Source organism: Nostoc sp. (assembly GCF_036918245.1).
Lineage (GTDB): Bacteria > Cyanobacteriota > Cyanobacteriia > Cyanobacteriales > Nostocaceae > Nostoc.
Genome location: NZ_JBALEF010000093.1, coordinates 13,185 through 32,675, shown reverse-complemented (window position 1 = coordinate 32,675; position 19,491 = coordinate 13,185). Strand labels below are relative to the sequence as shown.

At 41.9% G+C, this 19,491-nt stretch carries 21 protein-coding genes and 1 pseudogene; 7 read left to right on the top strand and 15 right to left on the bottom strand.

The window, feature by feature from the left end:
- Positions 1 to 12 precede the first annotated feature (12 nt).
- From V7L12_RS26125 to V7L12_RS26115, 3 genes are all read right to left on the bottom strand, one after another.
- The gene (locus V7L12_RS26125; RefSeq protein ID WP_335088805.1) at positions 13 to 597 is read right to left on the bottom strand and encodes a hypothetical protein; all 585 of its coding nucleotides are present in this window, start codon (positions 595 to 597) and stop codon (positions 13 to 15) included.
- Positions 598 to 714: 117 nt separating this feature from the next.
- Positions 715 to 1,599, bottom strand: coding sequence for a S1 family peptidase (locus V7L12_RS26120; RefSeq protein ID WP_335088803.1), 885 nt, complete (start codon positions 1,597 to 1,599; stop codon positions 715 to 717).
- 60 nt (positions 1,600 to 1,659) lie between these two features.
- Entirely contained in the window at positions 1,660 to 1,971 is a 312-nt protein-coding gene (locus V7L12_RS26115; RefSeq protein ID WP_335088801.1) for a CU044_2847 family protein, read from the bottom strand.
- Between the two features lie 208 nt (positions 1,972 to 2,179).
- Here V7L12_RS26115 and V7L12_RS26110 point away from each other — a divergent pair, with 208 nt between their 5' ends.
- Positions 2,180 to 2,887 carry a M15 family metallopeptidase gene (locus V7L12_RS26110; RefSeq protein ID WP_335088800.1) on the top strand — a complete coding sequence of 236 codons (708 nt, stop codon included), beginning with the start codon at positions 2,180 to 2,182 and terminating at the stop codon, positions 2,885 to 2,887.
- 5 nt (positions 2,888 to 2,892) lie between these two features.
- Here the strand turns inward: V7L12_RS26110 and V7L12_RS26105 are convergent, their stop codons facing one another.
- The 3 genes from V7L12_RS26105 to V7L12_RS26095 all read right to left on the bottom strand — a co-directional run bounded on the left by V7L12_RS26105 (position 2,893) and on the right by V7L12_RS26095 (position 4,513).
- Positions 2,893 to 3,366 carry a TspO/MBR family protein gene (locus V7L12_RS26105; protein WP_335088798.1) on the bottom strand — a complete coding sequence of 158 codons (474 nt, stop codon included), beginning with the start codon at positions 3,364 to 3,366 and terminating at the stop codon, positions 2,893 to 2,895.
- Positions 3,367 to 3,456: 90 nt separating this feature from the next.
- A complete protein-coding gene (locus V7L12_RS26100; protein ID WP_322638266.1) occupies positions 3,457 to 3,930 on the bottom strand; it encodes a TspO/MBR family protein in 474 nt (157 codons plus the stop codon).
- A gap of 397 nt (positions 3,931 to 4,327) precedes the next feature.
- Positions 4,328 to 4,513, bottom strand: coding sequence for a hypothetical protein (locus V7L12_RS26095; RefSeq protein WP_335088796.1), 186 nt, complete (start codon positions 4,511 to 4,513; stop codon positions 4,328 to 4,330).
- Positions 4,514 to 4,592: 79 nt separating this feature from the next.
- Here V7L12_RS26095 and V7L12_RS26090 point away from each other — a divergent pair, with 79 nt between their 5' ends.
- The 4 genes from V7L12_RS26090 to V7L12_RS26075 all read left to right on the top strand — a co-directional run bounded on the left by V7L12_RS26090 (position 4,593) and on the right by V7L12_RS26075 (position 6,067).
- Complete coding sequence (locus V7L12_RS26090) at positions 4,593 to 4,847, top strand: hypothetical protein (protein ID WP_335088794.1); 255 nt, start codon at positions 4,593 to 4,595, stop codon at positions 4,845 to 4,847.
- Positions 4,844 to 5,254, top strand: coding sequence for a type II toxin-antitoxin system VapC family toxin (locus V7L12_RS26085; RefSeq protein WP_335088793.1), 411 nt, complete (start codon positions 4,844 to 4,846; stop codon positions 5,252 to 5,254). Before V7L12_RS26090 ends, V7L12_RS26085 begins: the two co-directional genes overlap by 4 nt.
- A gap of 106 nt (positions 5,255 to 5,360) precedes the next feature.
- The gene (locus V7L12_RS26080) at positions 5,361 to 5,486 is read left to right on the top strand and encodes a hypothetical protein (RefSeq protein WP_335088791.1); all 126 of its coding nucleotides are present in this window, start codon (positions 5,361 to 5,363) and stop codon (positions 5,484 to 5,486) included.
- Between the two features lie 14 nt (positions 5,487 to 5,500).
- Positions 5,501 to 6,067, top strand: a complete 567-nt coding sequence (locus V7L12_RS26075; RefSeq protein ID WP_335088789.1) for a DUF4352 domain-containing protein — start codon at positions 5,501 to 5,503, stop codon at positions 6,065 to 6,067.
- 93 nt (positions 6,068 to 6,160) lie between these two features.
- On the opposite strand, the gene crtR is transcribed toward V7L12_RS26075, so the two are convergent.
- Positions 6,161 to 7,051 carry a beta-carotene hydroxylase gene (crtR, locus tag V7L12_RS26070; RefSeq protein ID WP_335088787.1) on the bottom strand — a complete coding sequence of 297 codons (891 nt, stop codon included), beginning with the start codon at positions 7,049 to 7,051 and terminating at the stop codon, positions 6,161 to 6,163.
- A 380-nt stretch (positions 7,052 to 7,431) separates the two neighbouring features.
- Between crtR and pyk the strand changes: the two genes are divergently transcribed.
- Positions 7,432 to 9,201 (top strand): pyruvate kinase, encoded by a 1,770-nt coding sequence (pyk, locus tag V7L12_RS26065; RefSeq protein WP_334822404.1) that lies wholly within the window; start codon positions 7,432 to 7,434, stop codon positions 9,199 to 9,201.
- An 82-nt stretch (positions 9,202 to 9,283) separates the two neighbouring features.
- Here pyk and V7L12_RS26060 read toward each other — a convergent pair whose 3' ends face one another.
- From V7L12_RS26060 to V7L12_RS26035, 6 genes are all read right to left on the bottom strand, one after another.
- A complete protein-coding gene (locus V7L12_RS26060) occupies positions 9,284 to 11,065 on the bottom strand; it encodes a M61 family metallopeptidase (RefSeq protein WP_335088785.1) in 1,782 nt (593 codons plus the stop codon).
- A 155-nt stretch (positions 11,066 to 11,220) separates the two neighbouring features.
- On the bottom strand, positions 11,221 to 11,904 hold the full coding sequence (locus V7L12_RS26055; RefSeq protein WP_335088783.1) for a Crp/Fnr family transcriptional regulator: 684 nt from the start codon (positions 11,902 to 11,904) through the stop codon (positions 11,221 to 11,223).
- Between the two features lie 189 nt (positions 11,905 to 12,093).
- Positions 12,094 to 13,362, bottom strand: coding sequence for a pilus assembly protein PilB (locus V7L12_RS26050; protein WP_335088781.1), 1,269 nt, complete (start codon positions 13,360 to 13,362; stop codon positions 12,094 to 12,096).
- A gap of 286 nt (positions 13,363 to 13,648) precedes the next feature.
- Positions 13,649 to 14,836 carry a HetZ-related protein 2 gene (locus V7L12_RS26045; RefSeq protein ID WP_335088779.1) on the bottom strand — a complete coding sequence of 396 codons (1,188 nt, stop codon included), beginning with the start codon at positions 14,834 to 14,836 and terminating at the stop codon, positions 13,649 to 13,651.
- Positions 14,837 to 15,852: 1,016 nt separating this feature from the next.
- Positions 15,853 to 16,200 (bottom strand): carbon dioxide-concentrating mechanism protein CcmK, encoded by a 348-nt coding sequence (locus V7L12_RS26040; protein ID WP_104908943.1) that lies wholly within the window; start codon positions 16,198 to 16,200, stop codon positions 15,853 to 15,855.
- Positions 16,201 to 16,281: 81 nt separating this feature from the next.
- Positions 16,282 to 16,593 carry a BMC domain-containing protein gene (locus tag V7L12_RS26035; RefSeq protein WP_335007084.1) on the bottom strand — a complete coding sequence of 104 codons (312 nt, stop codon included), beginning with the start codon at positions 16,591 to 16,593 and terminating at the stop codon, positions 16,282 to 16,284.
- Between the two features lie 274 nt (positions 16,594 to 16,867).
- Between V7L12_RS26035 and V7L12_RS26030 the strand changes: the two are divergent.
- Positions 16,868 to 17,781 (top strand): annotated as a pseudogene (locus V7L12_RS26030) (alpha/beta fold hydrolase).
- A gap of 176 nt (positions 17,782 to 17,957) precedes the next feature.
- Here V7L12_RS26030 and V7L12_RS26025 read toward each other — a convergent pair.
- Both V7L12_RS26025 and V7L12_RS26020 read right to left on the bottom strand, forming a co-directional pair.
- On the bottom strand, positions 17,958 to 18,704 hold the full coding sequence (locus V7L12_RS26025) for a hypothetical protein (protein WP_335088777.1): 747 nt from the start codon (positions 18,702 to 18,704) through the stop codon (positions 17,958 to 17,960).
- 2 nt (positions 18,705 to 18,706) lie between these two features.
- Positions 18,707 to 19,345, bottom strand: a complete 639-nt coding sequence (locus V7L12_RS26020; RefSeq protein ID WP_335088775.1) for a ParA family protein — start codon at positions 19,343 to 19,345, stop codon at positions 18,707 to 18,709.
- Between the last annotated feature and the right edge of the window lie 146 nt (positions 19,346 to 19,491).

Sequence of the window (19,491 nt, the reverse complement as noted above, 5' to 3'; positions counted from 1 at the left end):
TGGCTTATTACTTTATCTTTGACCTTTCACAAACTCTGCAAACACACTGCTAAATAAACCCCCATTCTTTCCTAATAACCCATGACGCTGAAGCCTATCTATAATTGCCGGATCGGGAATAGGTAAATTACCCCCTTTCAACTGAGAACGTAATGCTAAACGTTCAACTTCGGTTAAATCTTTCCAAAGTTCTTCAAAACAAGGCTTTGCTTGAAAATTAAACTCATTTTTAGCTATTTCTTGATTCCCATATTGCCATAACATCGCCCCCGCTATCTGCACATAATAGGGCAACCCTCCTGCTAACTCATCCACCCATTGTAATACCGCAGAATTAGGCAGCAAAAATCCTTCCTGTCCTTTCTGGATGATCTTTTGCCAAGCTTCCTCCTTTAATGCCCCTAAAATAGTCGTACTGAAAATATTGGCAAAGGGAGAACCCAGACTCAAAGTTTCGTAAACTTCATTAAGAGGGCGTTTGCTGGCAATTACCATTGTTAATAAACCCGCAGAAGCCTTAGAACGCCAATCTTCTCCCCAATCCTGAAACAATTCTAATCTATCTTTTTTACTAGCAATGGCTTCAAACTCATCCAATAAAATAATTAAACGATACCCTTCATCTACTAAAAGCTGTAAGCCATCTTCTACTGCAAAGCCATCTTCATTATCTTCCTTTAACCAAGGAAAATTCCCTGTTAGTTTGTGAATCCCTCACCTTAAGCCTTCAATAATCCCCTTTGGAGTATGAAAATTCCCACTCGTTAAATCTAAGGCAACAACTAAAGGCTTTTGTTCTGGCGAACAAAATTTGCTGATTCTTTCTCTGATATATCGCAATAGAGAGGTTTTTCCATTGCGCCGCAAACCTACCAAATTGACACATTGAGGGCTAATCGCGCCAATGCGGTTTTTAATTTCTAAAATCTCTCTTTTCCGCCCGTAAAAACGTTGTGGAGAAACAGGAGAACCATATTCAAATGGATTATCACCTTTGGGCTTTGGCTGATGAAATTGTTGATTAAGTAAGGCAATTTCAGGAAACTGTTGCACAATAACTTGAGCCGAAACTGCCCGCCCACCTAAATCGCTACCTTCATCACGGGAAAGATGCACAATTCCACAAACTTTACCTGTTCGTAAATTTAGCAAAGGCGAGCCACTAAACCCTGAGATAACTTGCCCTTGCTTTAACTTATAGAGAATAATATCCTTTTTAAAACTTATTCCTTCATATTTAAAACTTGCCGAATCTCCCTGCGAATAATCAACTCCGTTACCCTTGGGATAACCAAAAATATATAAATCATCGTTGGTATTAGGTTCTGTGTCATCCAATTCAACACATGGATGATGCAAACAATCCTCGTCCAGTTGTAAAAGGGCTAAATCAACGGGATCTTCGTATGATTCCATAACTTTAGCTGTGTAATTCTGGTTTCCTATTTTCCAGAATACTTGCACAGAGTTATCTTTCGCACATTTGACCACATGGGCAAAGGTGAGAATCCGGTTCGGTGCAACAAAAAAACCTGTTCCCTGACTACTGGCAACATTTAAACGCACTATACAGCGTTGTAAATCGTCTTCGTTACCCATTAATTGCTCTCACCTAGCATCTTTGTAAAAAGACTACCACAACTGTAAGATAATCAACTGTTATTTACTCCATTCCATCGTAATTTCCAGGTTAGCTGTGCCTGTTACTTTCACAATTAAAGCGGTTAGTTGTCCTGACTCAACTCCAATTTGTAAACCTAGTTTGACACTAAATTTATCTGGTTTGACTGTCTCGCTAATATCTTTTAATGTACTTGCAACATCTTCAGCAATGGATTTAATAATTTCTGTTGCTTGTTTAAAGACTCTGGTTTCATTAGAAACAGGTTGTTCTCCTATAGGCGTAACCTCTACTTTAATTATTTTGCCGTCCGAAAGCTCAAAGGAAATAATTTTGGTTTTATCTGCCATACTTCATTTTTTCTGTTAATTTTTCGTACAAGGATATTCCTGAATAATTGGAAGAAGGTATATGGTATTGTTACATTTTTCCAGCACGATTAATTTAAGAAAAATTGGTATTGCACGCAGAGGCGCAAAGGACACAGACGAAGAAGAGACTCGTTACGCACAATGCTATGCTTGCGTTAAAATGCGTAAGTCCTGTGTAGCTGACTAGATGAGACCTTATCATCAAATCCCGATTTTTGAGTGTAGTGAACCGCTAATCAAGATTCCTTTAGAATTATTTGCGGTGGAATCTCCCCATCCTTATGAAAAATTAGGTGCGCCTTATGGCGATCGCTCTCCTTATTATCTTCGTCAAAGCGTTATCGAAAATTTGCTTCAAGCGCAAAATTATCTTAATCTCTTGCATCCTAACTGGCGGATTCAAATCTTTGATGCCTATCGCCCGATCGCAGTCCAACAGTTTATGGTAGATTACAGCTTCGCGCAAGCAGTGCAGGATAGGGGACTGACTGAGGTGAAGTTATCCCCAAACCAACGCCAAGAGATTTGGGAAGCGGTTTATGCAATTTGGGCTGTACCAAGTTTGGATGAAAAAACTCCGCCTCCTCACAGTACTGGTGGGGCAGTAGATGTAACGCTGGTAGATGATGCAGGGCAAATAGTAAATATGGGTTCGCCAATTGACGAAATGTCAGAGCGATCGCATCCCGATTATTATGCAAATAGCGATCGCCCACAAACCCAAAAGTATCATGTTCACCGTCAGCTATTGCAAGATGTAATGTTAGAAGTCGGCTTTCAACGCAATCCTAGAGAGTGGTGGCATTTTTCTGTCGGCGATCAAATGTGGGCTTGGCTGAATAATCAATCTAATCCAGCCAATCCTGTTACAGCACGTTATGGGCGTCTTCCATAGATACATTATGCATCTTGAGGATTTAACTCTCTTAACTCGTCGGTGGTGTAAGTACCAATAGGAGTCCAAACTAGATAGGGAAGGAGTAACAGCGCCGCCATTAGAGAAATCGGTAAAACGCAGATTGCCAAGACAACGGCTAAAATCAAACCTATTAGCCCAAGAATTTCCCCGATTTTGAGACTGCGAAATCTCAACATTAGAGGTATATAGGCGACGGTGATAATTTCTACCACGAGATACAAAGCCATTAATAGCCAAGTAATTAGGCTTCCGGGGTTTTTTTGCCAGACAATAGTAGCTGAGGCTGCACCACTGATAAAAATCACAGTCCAGATGACCGGAATCAGCGGCTCAAAAACTAGCCAGCGAGGGCGACTTAATCGTGTAAACCATTTAACATCACGCGGCGTAATCAAGAAACTACCAAGGGCGATGAAGAAAGTTACAGCCCCAATTATTATCCAAGATGGAATCATAATGCACTCAAGTTTTGTGTATTTTGTCAAGTCATACACTGCAAGTGTGACAATTTAGGCTAGATGTTTAATCATTCCCTGGTGCGATTCTTAGGCATCTTGAGGATTGAGACGGATCATCTGCCAAGTGGTATAAGTACCAATGGGACTCCAGAGCAAATAAGGAACTAGTAATAGTGCTGCCCAACCAGAAAAACCTAAGACTGCAAGTATCAATAAAGCACTAATGATCAAACCTGTGCCACCAAGAATTGTGCCCACTTTCAGACTGCGAAGCTTAAACATTACAGGTGTATAGGCAATAGTAACTATTTCTAATAGCAGATATAAACCCATGATTAACCAGGTTGAAGTGCTTCCAGGGTCTTTTTCCCAGACAATATAAGCTGACCAAGCACCACAAATAAATATTACAGTCCAAATAATCGGAATTGCGCCCTCAAAAGTTAGCCATCTCGGTCGTTGTAAACGCTTGAACCATTGGCGATCGCTTGGCGTAATCACGTTTGCTGCTAGAGCAACCAAGAAAGCCACGCCCCCAATCACCATCCAAGATTTAATCATGCCCGTTAGTCCTTTACAAGCGCTATCTATCGCTTAATATCACTCTTTATAGTGTGATTTTGTCAATTTAATTGCTAATTACTCATCATCCCTGAGTTTGAACCCTTCACATCGTTTGGCAGGATTTTAAATTATGGGAATTGGGAATGGGGCATTGGGCATCGCTACCGCTTTGGAGGCGTTGGCATAGCCCGCCGTAGGCATCGCTTTATGCAACAACTCTATTCTTTTTGTTGAGAATCAATTTCAGCCGACGGACATGATTAGGGTGACTTTTCCAGTGACACGCGATTTGAATGGTATTTGTCAAATCAATTTCAGCCGACGGACATGATTAGGGTGACTTTTCCAGTGACAGGCGATTTGAATGGTATTTGTCAACTGAGGCAATTACGGTCTAACAGGTTTCAGGTTCATCAATCAAATCCAATACTTCTTGTTCAACCAATCTCAAACGAAGAATATCTAGAGCATCCTGGTCTGCCAGTTCAATAATCTCTGCAAGGCATTGCCGCACTTGTTGAGTAATGTCAAGTTGCCATTGGCGTAGTTTTGTATCTAATTCTTGGAGTAAAGCATCCATTTCAAGTTTTCATAATAAAATGTCGTATTTGTTTATATGTTAAAGTATTTGCCAGCAAGCTAACTTTTGAATAGGGTATATGGAACAGCAAACTTTTGAAGGAACATGGGAGGAGATTCTCCTACGTGCTTCTGAACTGAGTGGACGACGAGTAAGATTAACAATCCTCACTAATGAAACCTCAAGTTATCCATCTACAGATACCTTAGACAAGTCGTTGCAAGCAAGAGTAGGGCAAGTCAATTTCCAGCCATCAAACTTGTCTGAACTTACAAAGGAAGCTTTTGCAGATATTTTGTCAGCTAAGTATGATCCTTCAAGGTTAAAGCAGTGACGCTCTGCGATGCTTCTGCCCTGATTGCTTTAATTAACCAAAGCGATGCCAATCACCAACGTTGTGTTGATATATTACCTCAGCTACTAGCCCCTTTACTAACAACTTGGTCTTGTTTTACAGAAGCCATGTATTTGTTAGGTCGCTATGGTGGATGGTCTGCACAGCAGGAACTATGGAGCTATGTTGCTGATCAAATTCTTTTGTTGCACCACAATAATAATGTAGAGGAACAGGAAAGAATGCGATCAATGATGGAGCAATATCGAGATATTCCAATGGATTTAGCAGATGCTTCATTGGTAGCCACTGCTGAAACCTTAAATCAGAGACGAATTTTTACTCTTGATCGAGATTTCTACATCTATCGATTTCGTGGTAATCAGTCTTTTGAAGTTGTACCTTAAGGGATAAATCGGTAGAAAAATAGCGATCAGAGTTTGCTACAAAGAGTATCCAAAGCGGGAACCATAACATTAACAGAATTGAGGTAAATGTTATGGAAATCATGAAATGGATGTTCTACATACTCCTTGGTGGGATTGCCATTTATTTGATATTTTCTCCTTTTCTGCTGGTTATTGGGCTTTTCAAGCCGAGTGTCGTTCTTTCCAGCAAAGACCCACAGACTCGATCTAGAGTCCTGAATATCTATGGTATTTCATTTAGCTTTGATAGGTTTTAGTGCGTTCTCGTCTTTGCCGACTGAAAAGAGTGTTTATGCTGCAACAACTTATTCTGCATCTTCGATTAAAACAGCGTCTGTCTCTACACCTGTTGTTGGTGAAACAGCATCATACTTAGAACCTGATCTAACCGAGACATGGACAAACGTGAAAAGCGATCGGGCAGTTCAAGTTGTTGGTGTTCAAGCAATTAATCGGATTGTTCCGAATAATAAGTTCATGAAGCCTGTAGAAGCGAAAGGTGGTCAGCTAGTAGTTGTTGGTATGAAGGTTAAAAATACAGGACAAGAGTCTGGAGACATGATGTGGACAAACTTCCAGCTTATTGACAGCCAAGGACGCAAATACAATGAAATTAATAGTTTTGAGGAGATCATTAGCGTCAATGCGTGGCTCAAGGAAAATGATGTGGAGGAAGCTGGAAGCCAAATGTTTCCGGGTGAAACGATTAAAACTGCCAAGGTATATCGTGTTGCTTCTGATGCGTCTGATTTTAAGTTAGTAGTTAACGGCAAGCTAATTAGTATTAGCTAGAGAATTGGGCTGACAACTATTTTATCCACCCCAGTGTTTCTATGAGGTACTGGGGTGTTATCTACCATTGTTGACTATGTAATCCAAAATTATCTATTCTTTTTGATCATGAAACCGAATTCCTAAAAAGATGTCATAAATAAACTCAAAAAAGTCCTTTTTCTGCAACAATCCTGAAGTTTGATAACAACCTTTTTCATCTAACAGGGGCTTCATGACATAGTACGTAGGTTGATAATTATACCAGGGAATCGAAGGCCACAAATGATGAATTAAGTGGTAATTCTGTCCCATAATCAAGATATTGAGAATCGGGTTAGGATAGACGCGAGCATTTTTCCAGCGATCGCGCTCGGCAAAAGGACGATGGGGCAAATAGTCAAAAAATAAGCCTAGTGCTATCCCCACCACAAAAGCCGGTATAAACCAAAAATTGAGAATGTAACCCAAAAAGTGATATTGCACTGAGATATAAACAATTACACCAACAATTAAGCGGCTGATAAACCATTCTAGTAGCTCATATTTACGCCACAGTTGCCGTTGAAAGAAAAACACCTCGTGGTACAAGAACCGCACTGCAATCAGCCACAGCGGCCCACCCGTAGAGACATAATGATCTGGGTCGTCTTTAGGATGATTGACATGACCATGATGCTGTAAATGCACCCGCGTAAATACTGGAAAAGCAAAAGCTAGCATCAACGCACTGCCATGCCCTAACATCGCATTCATTATCCGGTTGCGATGGGCAGATTGGTGACAGGCATCATGAATTACCGTTCCAGCACAATGTAAGGCAATCGTGTTGACGCAAAAGCATAGCCAGTGCGGCCATTCCCAAAGCCAGTAACCAAAGTTGGATAACACCAGCATGGCCACAGCTACAGAAAACAACAGCAGCGTCGGATTCAAATCACCAGGAGGCGCTAAAAATTCCTTAGGTGGGATTGTCAGTGGCTTTTGTGCCTCCGATGCGATCATCTTTAAGATTGACTCCTTCTTAAGCAGACATTACGAATATACGATAAATATTAGTGAATAATAAAGTTTTGCAAAGTTTTGTATGGCAAGATTTATCCACAGCTTTGCATATCAGCAGATGAATAACGCTATGATTCCAGACGAAGCCTAGCCTTTACTGATAAGTGGGGTATGACAATCTGCAAGAAGTTTATCGAATAAACTCCTTCTTAGGGAGGATGGATACAAGATTGATGTACTATATCTAGTCTATCCCATAGCCCCCACTCTCCCATAAACCCTCTCTAACTGCTTATATCTGATTGATATAGCAGTGACTGAAAAGGAGATGCCACTTAAGTTACGATGACTTCCCAGATAGCTCCCTAACTTCAGCCCCTATGCAATTACGAGATTCTCTGCGCCGGACAAAAATTGTCGCTACTATTGGCCCCGCCACTAGCAGTCCTGAAATGCTCAAGGCGATTATTGAAGCGGGAGCCACAACGCTGCGGCTAAACTTCTCCCACGGAACTCATGCCGACCATCAGCGTAGTATTCGCTTAATTCGGCAAACCGCTTTTGAATTAAATCAGCCAGTAGCTATTCTCCAAGACTTGCAGGGCCCAAAAATTCGTTTGGGGAAGTTTGACAATGGGTCTATAGTTTTGGCAAAAGGCGATCGCTTCACCTTGACAAATCGTCCAGTGGTAGGTACGCAAGAAATTAGCTGTGTCACCTACGATTATTTAGCCGAAGAAGTGCCAGTCGGGGCAAAAATCCTCCTTGATGATGGACGAGTAGAAATGCTGGTGGAGGAAATTAATCGGGACAAAGGTGATTTGCATTGTCGGATCACCGTGCCTGGTAAACTTTCTAACAATAAAGGCGTAAACTTTCCCGGCGTTTACCTGTCAATTAAGGCAATGACCGACAAAGACCGAGAGGATCTAATGTTTGGTCTGGATCAAGGTGTTGATTGGGTGGCACTTTCCTTTGTCCGCAATCCCCAGGACATGATCGAAATTAAAGAACTAATTTCTAGTACAGGCAAGCAAGTGCCAGTAGTTGCCAAAATTGAAAAGCACGAAGCCATTGAACAAATGGAAGCGATTCTGGCTTTGTGTGATGGTGTGATGGTTGCCAGAGGCGACTTAGGGGTGGAATTGCCAGCCGAAGATGTTCCAGTACTCCAAAAGCGGCTAATTGCGACAGCAAATCGCTTGGGGATTCCGATCATCACCGCTACTCAAATGTTAGATAGCATGGTGAGCAATCCCCGTCCCACTCGCGCGGAAGTATCGGATGTGGCAAACGCGATTTTAGATGGCACGGATGCGGTGATGCTCTCCAATGAAACCGCTGTGGGTAGCTTCCCTGTAGAAGCAGTGGCGACGATGGCGCGAATTGCCGAACGTATGGAGCAGGAAGAAGCCCAACACCTAAACCTACGTTCTGTGAGAGATGCCCGCCGCTCCATTCCCAATGCGATTAGTCAAGCTGTCGGTCAAATTGCCGAACAACTAGGTGCAGCGGCAATCATGACCCTAACCCAAACAGGGGCAACAGCTCGCAATGTCTCTAAGTTTCGTCCTCACACACCAATTTTGGCAGTGACACCCCATGTAAATGTGGCGCGGCAGCTACAAATGGTCTGGGGAGTCAAACCGCTGTTGGTGCTAGGATTACCTTCCACTGGTCAGACATTTCAAGCTGCGATTAACGTGGCTCAGGAACTTCAGTTACTATCTCAGGGGGATTTAGTAGTGATGACGGCTGGTACACTCCAGGGGATTTCTGGGTCTACAGATTTGATTAAGGTAGAGGTGGTGACAGCGGTACTAGGTCACGGAATTGGACTGGGACAAGGTTCAGTGAGTGGTCGCGCACGGGTAGCAAGTACTGGCATGGATGTGAGTAACTTTAATCCCGGAGACATATTAGTTGCACCCCGTACTAGTGCCGATTTTGTTGAGGCAATTCGGAAAGCTGCCGGGATTATTACTGAAGAAGAAAGTCTCACAAGTCACGCAGCAGTGATTGGCTTGCGTCTCGGTGTACCAGTGATTGTTGGTGTGAAGCAGGCAACGCAGGTGATTCGAGATGGGGCGATTATAACGCTGGATCTGCAACGGGGTTTGATTTACTCTGGGGCAGTGAGAACGGCTTAGGGGTCGGGATTGGGGATTGGGAGCAGGGGAGCAGAGGAGAGAAATAAGCAATGCCCAATGCCCCATGCCCCATGCCCCTTTATCAAACAGTTGCGATCGCAGCCCCAAGCCATCCAGAAAAGTTTTGCTGCTGTGTGAAGTTAGGATGCTCAACAGGCTTTACCTGATACCGAGTCGGATGTGGGGATGTGAGAGTGATGGAATAGATACGCAGTTCGTCTTGGTGGAAAACTGCGACTTGGATGGTATCGTTTGGTTGGTAATCTTTCAGGCGATCGCTTAAGGCATCTGCCGTTATCTTAATCCCATCAATTGCTAACAACTCATCACCTGTATCAATTCCCCCTACTTGTGCAGGTGAACCAGTCTCCACAAACTTAACGATCTCCCGCCCATTTTCTGTATTTATTCTCACGCCCAGGTAAGGTTCTTCCTGCTGTTCAGCTACCAACTGCAAGCCAAAGGGTTCTAAATACTGATTGAAAGGCAAATCATCAGTACTATCAATGTAGCGTTTAAAGAAATCAGTCAAATCGATTCCGGCAACAGATTCGATAACTTCTTGCAACTGTTCTGGGGTATAGCCAATTTCATCTTGCCCAAATTGCTGCCACATTTTCAGCATCACGTCATCAAGGGAGCGCTGATTGTTGTGAGTAGAGCGAATCAGCAAATCCAGGAGCAACGATACCATTTCTCCTTTTAAATAGTAGGAAATTTGGGAATTACCGCTATTGGCATCCGGGCGATAGAGCTTTATCCAGGCATCAAAACTCGACTCGGAAACGGGTTGTACCTTGCGCCCTGGTGTGATTTCATATCTGGTAATTTCCTTACCCAAGTTATTCAAATACCATTGAACATCATAAATTCCCGCCCGCAAAGGAATTAACAAGTCGTAGTAACTAGTAGTGCCCTCACAAAACCACAATGATGGTGTATAGTTTTCTTGGTCGTAATCAAAAATCTCTAATGCTTTTGGGCGAATTCGCTTGACATTCCACAAGTGAAAGAACTCGTGTGCAACTAATTGCAGAAAGCGATCGTATTTTTCCTGAGCGCGAAACCCAAAACGCTGGTAAATTAACGAGCAAGAGTCTTTATGCTCCAAACCGCCAAAAGCTTGGCTAAATAAATGTAGCAAAAATACATATCTTTGATATGGCAAACCGCCGAACATCTGCGCTTCTACCTGAATAATTTTTTGGATATCAGCAATCAGCTGCTGGGCTTGGTAATTACCTTGCCCCCAGATTGCCAATTCATGCGGTTTTCCTAATACCTCAAATTTATACAATTGGTGGGAACCAATCTCAAAGGGAGTATCCACCAGAGTATCAAAATCGCCAGCCAAGAAAGTATTTGTTTCTTCACCAAGGGGTGGTAAGGCAGTAGTTACCTGCCATTCCGGCTGTGGTGGTACGATGGTGACGCGAATGGGTTGCTTATCCCAGCCAGGTATTCTAAAAAATAGTGCCGCACCGTTAAAATAACCGTGGGTGCTATCTAAGTGATTTGTTCGTACCGATAGCTCATTGGCAAAAATGCGGTAACGTACAGTTAATTCTGAAATACCTATTTTCTCTATCTGCCAGTGATTTTTACCGATCTTCCGCCAAGTTAAAGGCTTATTCTCTGCAAAAGCCTCAAAATCCTGTAAATTCTTCGCGTATTCCCGGACTAAATAGGAACCGGGTGTCCACACTGGCAGTTTTAAATCGAGAATCGGTGAGGAATAATCGACAAGGTGTAAAGTCACCTCAAACAGATGGGTTTCTGGTTGGGACATTGCCACCAGGTAATCAATCGTTGGCTCGGTTTCTTGGAGGTAGGTGTTGGGGCGAGTTGCTGTTGCTTCAGTCATCTTGCGTGCTGAGTTAATAATCAATGGGTAATTTTCCCCATCATGACAAATTTGCTTTTAACATCGCACGCAAACCGTCTTTCGTTCATCATCATCCAAAATCTCTGGCGTTAAACTTACAACGAAGCAAGCTACGCGAGAATCAAATAAAAAAATCACACTTTCCCAGCCAAGTTCATCAACTGTTTGAAGTTCACAAGATAAGTGATGTTGTTGGCGCTATCAATTTTGATCCACCCTTTTTCATGTAGCTTTTCCATGATTTTGGTGGTTTCTTCAACACCGATTTCTGTCACCTCTGCTAAATCTTTAAAGGGAATGTTAAAAATTTCTCTTCCTAAGTCTGATTCGTGACCATAGCTTTCACCCAAAGTCACTAGGGTATGGGCGAGTTTGACAGCTGGTGGTGAAGACCGCATTTGTAAGCGCAGGTTAATTTGCCGCAATCGCCGCACCATCAGTTGCAACATTCGGTGATGTAATTGTGGGTCTTTAAACAATATTTGAATAAACCGCTCTCTGGAGATACTAAGCAACTTCACCGGTGAAAGGGCAATGACATCGGTTGAGCGTGGAGATTCATCCAAAATTGCCATTTCTCCAAAAAAATCGCCACGCCCAAAAATTGCCAAAGCTACTGAATCTTCCCCGACGGTACGCCGGACTTTGACCCAACCAGAAACCACAAAGTAAACAGCGTTACCCCAGGCATCTTCCATCACAACGGCTCGCCCAGATGGGTATTCATGTTCAATTGCAACGTTGAGTAGCCATTCCAAGGTCTGTGGGTTGGCTGTACTCATTAAGGGGAAAAGTTCACTAAAAACCTCAGTTAGCATGAAATATTTGCAACAATAGGATTCAAGAACGGGAAACTAACTTTGCTACTATTAAGTTTGTTCAAACCGTAATCTTACTCAGAATACGATCGCAAAATTTGTATTTATTTAGAGATGAATCTCTAAGCTTTATCAGTCTAGGATTCCATTACAACATAACAATTATGTATGCGAACGAAATCAGCGTTTTCACTTACTGACCGATGATTTACTCTTTGTTGCTAGATTGCTATCTAGTGCCAGTATTTTGATCTGTTGGTCTAAATTTTTCACTAATTGATTCAGGGCAACTAAAGCCTCTAATTGCTGAGAATCAAGGCTAGGATTCAGTAAAAGTCGTTGTTGTAGTTCATGTAACTTGATGCTTAGTTGCTGAGAAGTTCCTAAAGCATCGTGGCCTAGACGCGTCAATTGTTGTTGTTGATAGAATTTTAATGCTGCTCCCCGCAATACTTGGAGTGTTGCCTCTTCGCCGTAGATTCCCGGCATGACTCGCAAGCGTAATAATAAGCGATTTTTTTGATACATGCATTCCTTTTCTACCTGTTTTGGTTCTGCAACTGTGGTTACAGGCAGGGAAGCAAACCGCTTTAATTCATTCAGTACTCCTTGAAAAACTGAGAGCGGCAGTTTGTCTAATACAGACTGCAAAACTCCATTGTCACTCCACAGTATTCTGCCTTCATAAGCTTGTCTTTCTAAGTACAGACGACCAATTCCCCCAGCCAGGATTCGCCCTAGTAATTCTTCTAGTAATTTTCTTGGTGGCAGTATTTTTAGCAACTCAATCTGATTCAGTAGCTCAGAAGCTTGTGTGGGGAAAATAGGTAAATTGTTTGATGATGTGGCTTCAGAATTCTCTTCCTGTTGAGTTCTGGAAATAGGGGTCAAGAACGTCGTAGTTTGAGATGATTGGTCTAGCTCTGGGATAGGAGGTAAGTCTACCCACTGTCCAGAATTTTGACGCTTTTGTGTCTGAAATACCATCAATATTGGTTGTTGATTTGATTCCGAGTCGGCATCTAGGGAAGGACTAGGTGTGTCAGCAATCGTAGCTGGTCTATTTGTCGGGAGAGAGTCTACTGTTGCCTGATGCACAAGTTTTGCATCTAGCTGGAATGTATTCTTATGGTTGAGGTAGGCTGATAGTATTCTGCGGTGGGCATCAGCTGCGATCGCCTCAATCACCATTGTGCAATTGATAGAAGACAAAATGCGATCAACGTAATCTAGGGCTTCGCTGTCTTGTAGATGAACCATGCCTAACAAGAGGTTTTTGTTTTCTAATCCAAAGGGCAAAATTTGGTGGTAGAGGCAAGCTTCAAAGGACAAAAGATGATCAATCAAGTGGAATATTTGTTCGCGATCGCCTCCTTCCTCCCACCTAGTTTGAGCGGCAGTTAGCATTTGCTGTCCATTTGCTGCGGTATCATTTAGTTCACCCTTTGAAGACAACATAGATTTGATTCGTTGGTGTTTACTTATATTTTGCCTCTAATTCAATAGGTAGTTAATAAAGATACTTTATTAAATTGTTAAAATTTCAATTATATATACTTAAGTAAATGTAAGTAGAAGATGAATTTTAGATTATGGACTGGGGATAATACTGAGGATTGGGCAAAAGAGTGCTGTTAGCAGATAGCTAGGGTTGAGCCAGTGCTGAGTTTTGTTTATCTCTTTGTCTCCCGTTCCTCTGCCTCCTCTGCTCCCCACTTTCCCATGCTCCATTTTCCACTACAGGCTACTCCTGGGTTCTTAAAGCTTGGGCTACAAGATAGACTTTCGTCCATTCGCCTAGCACTTGATGGGTTTTGAGTTTTAACTGTTCGGCTATGGCTTCTATTGAATTACCCGCTCTCCGCAAATCTAGAATTTGCCGCCCTAGAGGAGTCAATTTTTCATCAAGTTGTTGCCATTGGTTTTGCGTTAATCCCAAGTTATGTTCTTGCAAGGAAATTGAGAGCCAGTTGTCTACGAGTTCTGGATTCCCTTTGAGGGCAAAAACACGTACAGCATGGTAACTAATTTTTTCTCGCAGACGGTAGACTTCTTTAGTTGGCTTATTTAGTCTTTTGGAAATCTCTTCTTGGGACTTACCTTGCAGATACAGCCGTAGCCATTCCACTGCTTCTATACCGAGATTTTCTTGTAAATAATTTTCAAATTCTTTTTGTACTGATTGGCGCAGCCCCTGTTGTTCCTCTAGTTGTTGTGCCTCTTGATATTCTGCGATCGCCTGACAATCGACTAAGTTAACTCGATTGTCACTGTCGTCTGTAAGAACTTCTTCTGACACTAGTCTAACCAAGTCACGCCCTGGTACTTGGGTTAAACCACCGCGCTGAGTGCGACGCAAATAATTCACAAATCGGTAAGCTAATAGGGGTTGATTCCGTACTGGCCGCAGACAATATTCTTCTACACTGGCAAATAACAGAGCATCCCCCAATCGTCTATCGGTTGTATATTGGGCAATATCAGCCATTTGTTGTTGCATCTGGCTGTCGCTTTGGAGTAATTCTTGGAGTACCTCTTGTAATACATCCATTACACTACGCTGGCGATCGCGGCTGAGGGAAACCCAAGTCTGAATCTTATTCCGTAATGTTACTAAACTCCCCAATCGGGTTATCAAGTTGCGATAAGCACGTTCTCGCCCCAGCCCTAAGTAGCGTTGACGTAAAATCCTCCAGCGATATTCCATCGCTTGCTTGGCGATATCGAGTTCTTTCGGATTAAACAGATCGAACCGTTTGGAGTCAGATCCCAACAGCCAGAGAATAATGCTTTGCCTCGCGGCTTCATTTTGCTCTGGACATTCCACAGCCAAGCGCTTTTGCCAATCTAGAGCCAGTTTTTGCACATCCGTTGTCATAGTGAGATTGCATTCCTCGAAACTCAATTTTGAAGTTTGCATCACAACCCCCATTCGTCCCACCTAATTGTTTAACTGGTTGCTGCCCCAGATTTCATGAATTTCATGAATTTCATGAAAATAGCTCAGTGATTCTACTTTTATTACGTCTGAATTCATGAAAATTATGCAGAATTTTCTACATTGATGTTTTGCTTTCAGTTAAAAATGTCCAAAACCAATCTATATCAAGCATTTGGGGAGTTATGCTAATTTAAACATTTGTGTAAAGTTATGTTTTTTAGTTGAGAACAGAAATCTGCTTAAAGTGGTGAGGATACACCCTGCATGAAATGGATCGGGTAAATCTAACATTTTGTAACAGATCCGATAAACGAATCTAATTTAACTAAAAGTTAGACGTTATTCCACCAGTATAAGTTTCAACTCTGTACAACCCCTTACGTAGTATAATATTTAGTTGAATCTCAATATCCTTAGTGTTGATGAGATTTTGCCCTAGAAGATTCCCTAACCCCCCTGAGAAATTGGCTGAATTCCCTGCTTTTTAAGGAGGATCGGGCTTTAACTGAATCGAATTAAGTTACATTTTGTGATATTTATTGATTTAATTAAGTGTATATACGGTAATTAGCATTTCAAAGGATGTTTGGTAAGTCGTTGTATAAAATCTTAGATAAATACTATAGCTATAGCGTGGAATTAGTCTCAGTATCCTATGTGGCGATGTCTACGACGGCCTACGCCTACGCTATTTTGAATAGTAGGGATTGATAGACAAATTTATCTTTTTTAAACTAGCTTCAGTCACAACTACACCTTTGATATTGGTAAGTTATTCTTAAAACTTTTATATTCCTAAAAACGAATAGTCAACAGTCAATGTTGGTTTTGACTATTGACTCTGAAAGTTGCTTTACCTCTGCTTCAAAATTCAACTTCTGCAAAATCTAAAAACAGAATGAATGTAATCTTCTAAAGTTTTGATAGTCAGAAGCCTGACAAAAAACTTCTCTTTAAATTCATTTATGGGAATTTTTTGTTTTGAATTCCCCCGCAGGAGGTTGAATCTATCGATTGTTCGATCTAACAATGGGATTTTCTACAGATTCTCGATACCCTTGGACTTGTTCTGTGTAGGCAATTGGTAGAACAGCTTCAACGTTTTCATGGGGACGAGGAATAATCACCCAGGATTCTAGGGTACCGCCATAAACATTTTCTGCGGCTTCAATACCGGCAGCCATAGCGGCTTTTACTTCAGAAACATCGCCACGAATATTAACTGTAAAACGAGCGCTACCTACTCTGATATAACCAACGAGGGTAACTCGACCAGCTTTTACCATCGCATCTGCTGCTGCTAGCACCGCAGGAAAACCTTTCGTTTCAAGTGCTCCAATTGCCTGTAATGACATTATTAATCTCCTGTATGAATAAACTGGGGGCTACAAGTTAATTGTACGAAGCTTCGCTACAGATTTTGATAGCAAAATTGCTTAGAAGATACGGAAAGGTTCTGATTCTTCAGTGAAATGGATTGGTAATATGGTTTCGACATTTTCTGGGGGATTGGGAACGATGTAGTGGGTAATTACTGTACCAACCTTTACTTCCTCTCCAGCTGCAATTCCGGCTTCAACAGCTCTATTTACTTCAGAAACGTGTCCCCGGACGGCGACTAACAAGCGAGCACTTTCCGCTTGACCATAATAGACAATTGTGACTGCGGCAGCTTTGACCATTGCATCTGCTGCTGCTAAGACACTCGGAAAACCTAAAGTTTCAATTACGCCAACCGCCATTGGCATGGCATTAGCTCCTGAATTAAGGGATAAGCGACTTTAATTGTACGTGGCTTTAGTCCCCATTTTGACATTTTGGAAAACTTTCTTTGATGCCATATTTTTTGGGGGAGTGGAGACGCGATTAATCGCGTCTTTTGGGAGTTAGAATATTTTGATAACTCACTGGTTTATGTTTTAGATATTACAAATAATACCTCAGCATCTTAGATTGTGTAACTTTATTGTTTAACAAAATCAGTTATGCGTAGAGACAAGCTAGTACGATAAACTGAAATTTATGTTTCCGAATTTTCTTCCTACGGCAGTTGAGCAACTCATAGAACCTACTTCGATCGCACTAGCTCAGAGTATTCAAACAACTGCGATCGCTACTCCTTTAACTAATCAACCAGTTACCACCACCTATGTCAAGCAAGGGTGTGGTGGAAGTCCGATTTTATTAATTCACGGCTTTGACAGTTCTGTATTAGAATTTCGGCGGCTTTTGCCACTACTTTCTAAAGATAATGAAACTTGGGCAGTGGATTTGTTGGGTTTTGGATTTACAGATAGACTTTCAGGAATTGCCTATAGCCCAACTGCGATTAAAACCATCTTTATTATTTCTGGAAAAGCCTAATCAACCAACCTGTAATTTTGGTGGGCGCTTCGATGGGCGGTGCGACGGCGATTGATTTTACGTTGGCTTACCCAGAAGTCGTAGAAAAGCTGGTGTTAATTGATAGTGCGGGGTTAGCAGGTGGTTCGCCATTGAGCAAATTCATGTTTCCCCCATTAGATTATTTAGCAACTCAGTTTTTAAGTAATATGAAAGTGCGCGATGTCTGACGACAAGCCGCTTTGCGTCTACGCGTTTCCCGGATTGGATACAAAAATCAAAGTCTTGCCTCTATCGATGCGTTATGTTGTGGAGCATTACATTTACAAATGCCGAGTTGGCATCAAGCTTTGATTGCTTTCACTAAAAGTGGTGGTTACAGTGCTTTTGGATTTGATATTATATCAAAAATTGTGCAACTAACGCTAATTTGGTGGGGCGATTCTGATAAAATTTTGGGTACTAGGGATGCCATAAGATTTAAAAGGGCAATTCCACACAGTACTCTCACCTGGATTCCAGATTGCGGTCATCTCCCTCACTTGGAACAACCACAAATCACCGCACAACATATTTTAGACTTTCGAGTTTAATTGTAGTTCAAAGCTAAGAAATCTTATGCATCTCTTGCACCTTATTGGATGTATTTGGGGAGAACGTCTAAAAAAAATACGAGGGTATACTGTGGCGGAAGTTTGCCTACCTTTGACAAGGGGCAAAATCCCCTTGTCTGGTTAATCGTGGCTAGCTGGATTTGCGCCAAGCTGTACTAGTCAAGTAACCACATCTCATTAGAACTCTCAGGATACTCATTTGGTTGATTTTGTGGTTGATTTTGAGCTAGTGGTTGCGATGACCGATGTGATTTTTTGTAATTAAGTGGATTGTAGTGGTCTTTTACTGGTTTTATAGCACTAGTTTCTTTTACAACACTACCAGCATACTCATCTGGTTGATTTTGAGGTAGTCTTTCTGATGAAAGATGTGATTTTTTGTAGTTATATGGATTGTACTGTTCTTTTACGGGTTTTATAGCACTAGTTTCTTTGACAGCTACAGCAAGTTTAGAATTATCTTCTGCTGTTTGTTTTAAAGCATTAATTTCTTCGATCAGCTTGGAATTCGCTTCTGCTAGTTGCAGTGCTGTTTTTTTGGTTTCTTCAAGTTCTTTTGTAACCTGTTGTACTAATGATTTATGTTCGGATGCTAATGTTTTTTGTTTAGATAATTTTGATTGCAAATCAGCAATTTCTTGTCCAAGAGATGCTTCATTTTGATTGCTTTTTTCCAGATTAGTTGTCAACTCTTTGACAGTTGCTTCTAAATCAGCCTTAGTTGGGCTTGTGCGCTTAGTAGAATTTGCCTCAGATGTTTGGGCTGAGGATTCTTCATCAGATGAAGCCTGTTCTTCGGCAATTTCTTCTGCTGTAATTTCGATCGCAGATTCACCTTCTGAGGGTGTAAATTTTTGCGCCTCTTCTTGTAGTAAGTCAGAGAGACTTTGTTTCCTAGCCATTATTATTTTCTCCAATTCCAATCACGCTGTAATTCATCAGCTGCACGGCGGTAGTCTAACTCCGCCTCCCGTGCATTACTTCCTCGCCATTCACTAATCGCTACACCCTCAAGTGCCGCTCGTTCATGAGCCTTATAAGCACGGATAAAGGTATTACAAGCAGGAATACCTAATCGAGTAAGAGTGTTTTTTGCTTCTAGTGCTTCCCCCATACTGCGCGTATCAACTTTGGTAAGCAGTACCCGATGGGGAGTACCCACGGGGATGACGGCTTCCTTAACTGTTTCCACTAGGATAGCTAAATCCATTGCGGCTGGGGGTGTAGGCAAAACTAGATAGTCTGCGATCGCAACTACCGCCACTAATGCTTCAGAGCGCAGGGCGGGAGGTGTATCCACCACTACTAAATCGTAACCTGTTATCTTTACTAAATCACTTAAAAGTGCAGGATCGGTTTCTTGAGATAAATCAAATCCCATTCCCTGCTGACTACGCCCAAACCACCAACTAGCAGAACCTTGAATATCTGCATCAATCAGCAGCACCTTTTTTTTCTTCGCAAAGTTTGCAGCCAGATTGACTGCGGTAGTCGTTTTACCGACTCCTCCTTTACCGTTGAGAATAGCGATGATTTTTGGCACTGCTTGCTTCCGATGCTGCCTTTTGAGTGCTGAGTTCTGAGTGCTGAGTGCTGAGTTAGGAGTAGAGACGCGATTAATCGCGTCTGTACAAGAGTTGTTATTTCCTCTTTGTCTTCTTTTTCAGTCCCCAGTTTCCAGTCTCTAGT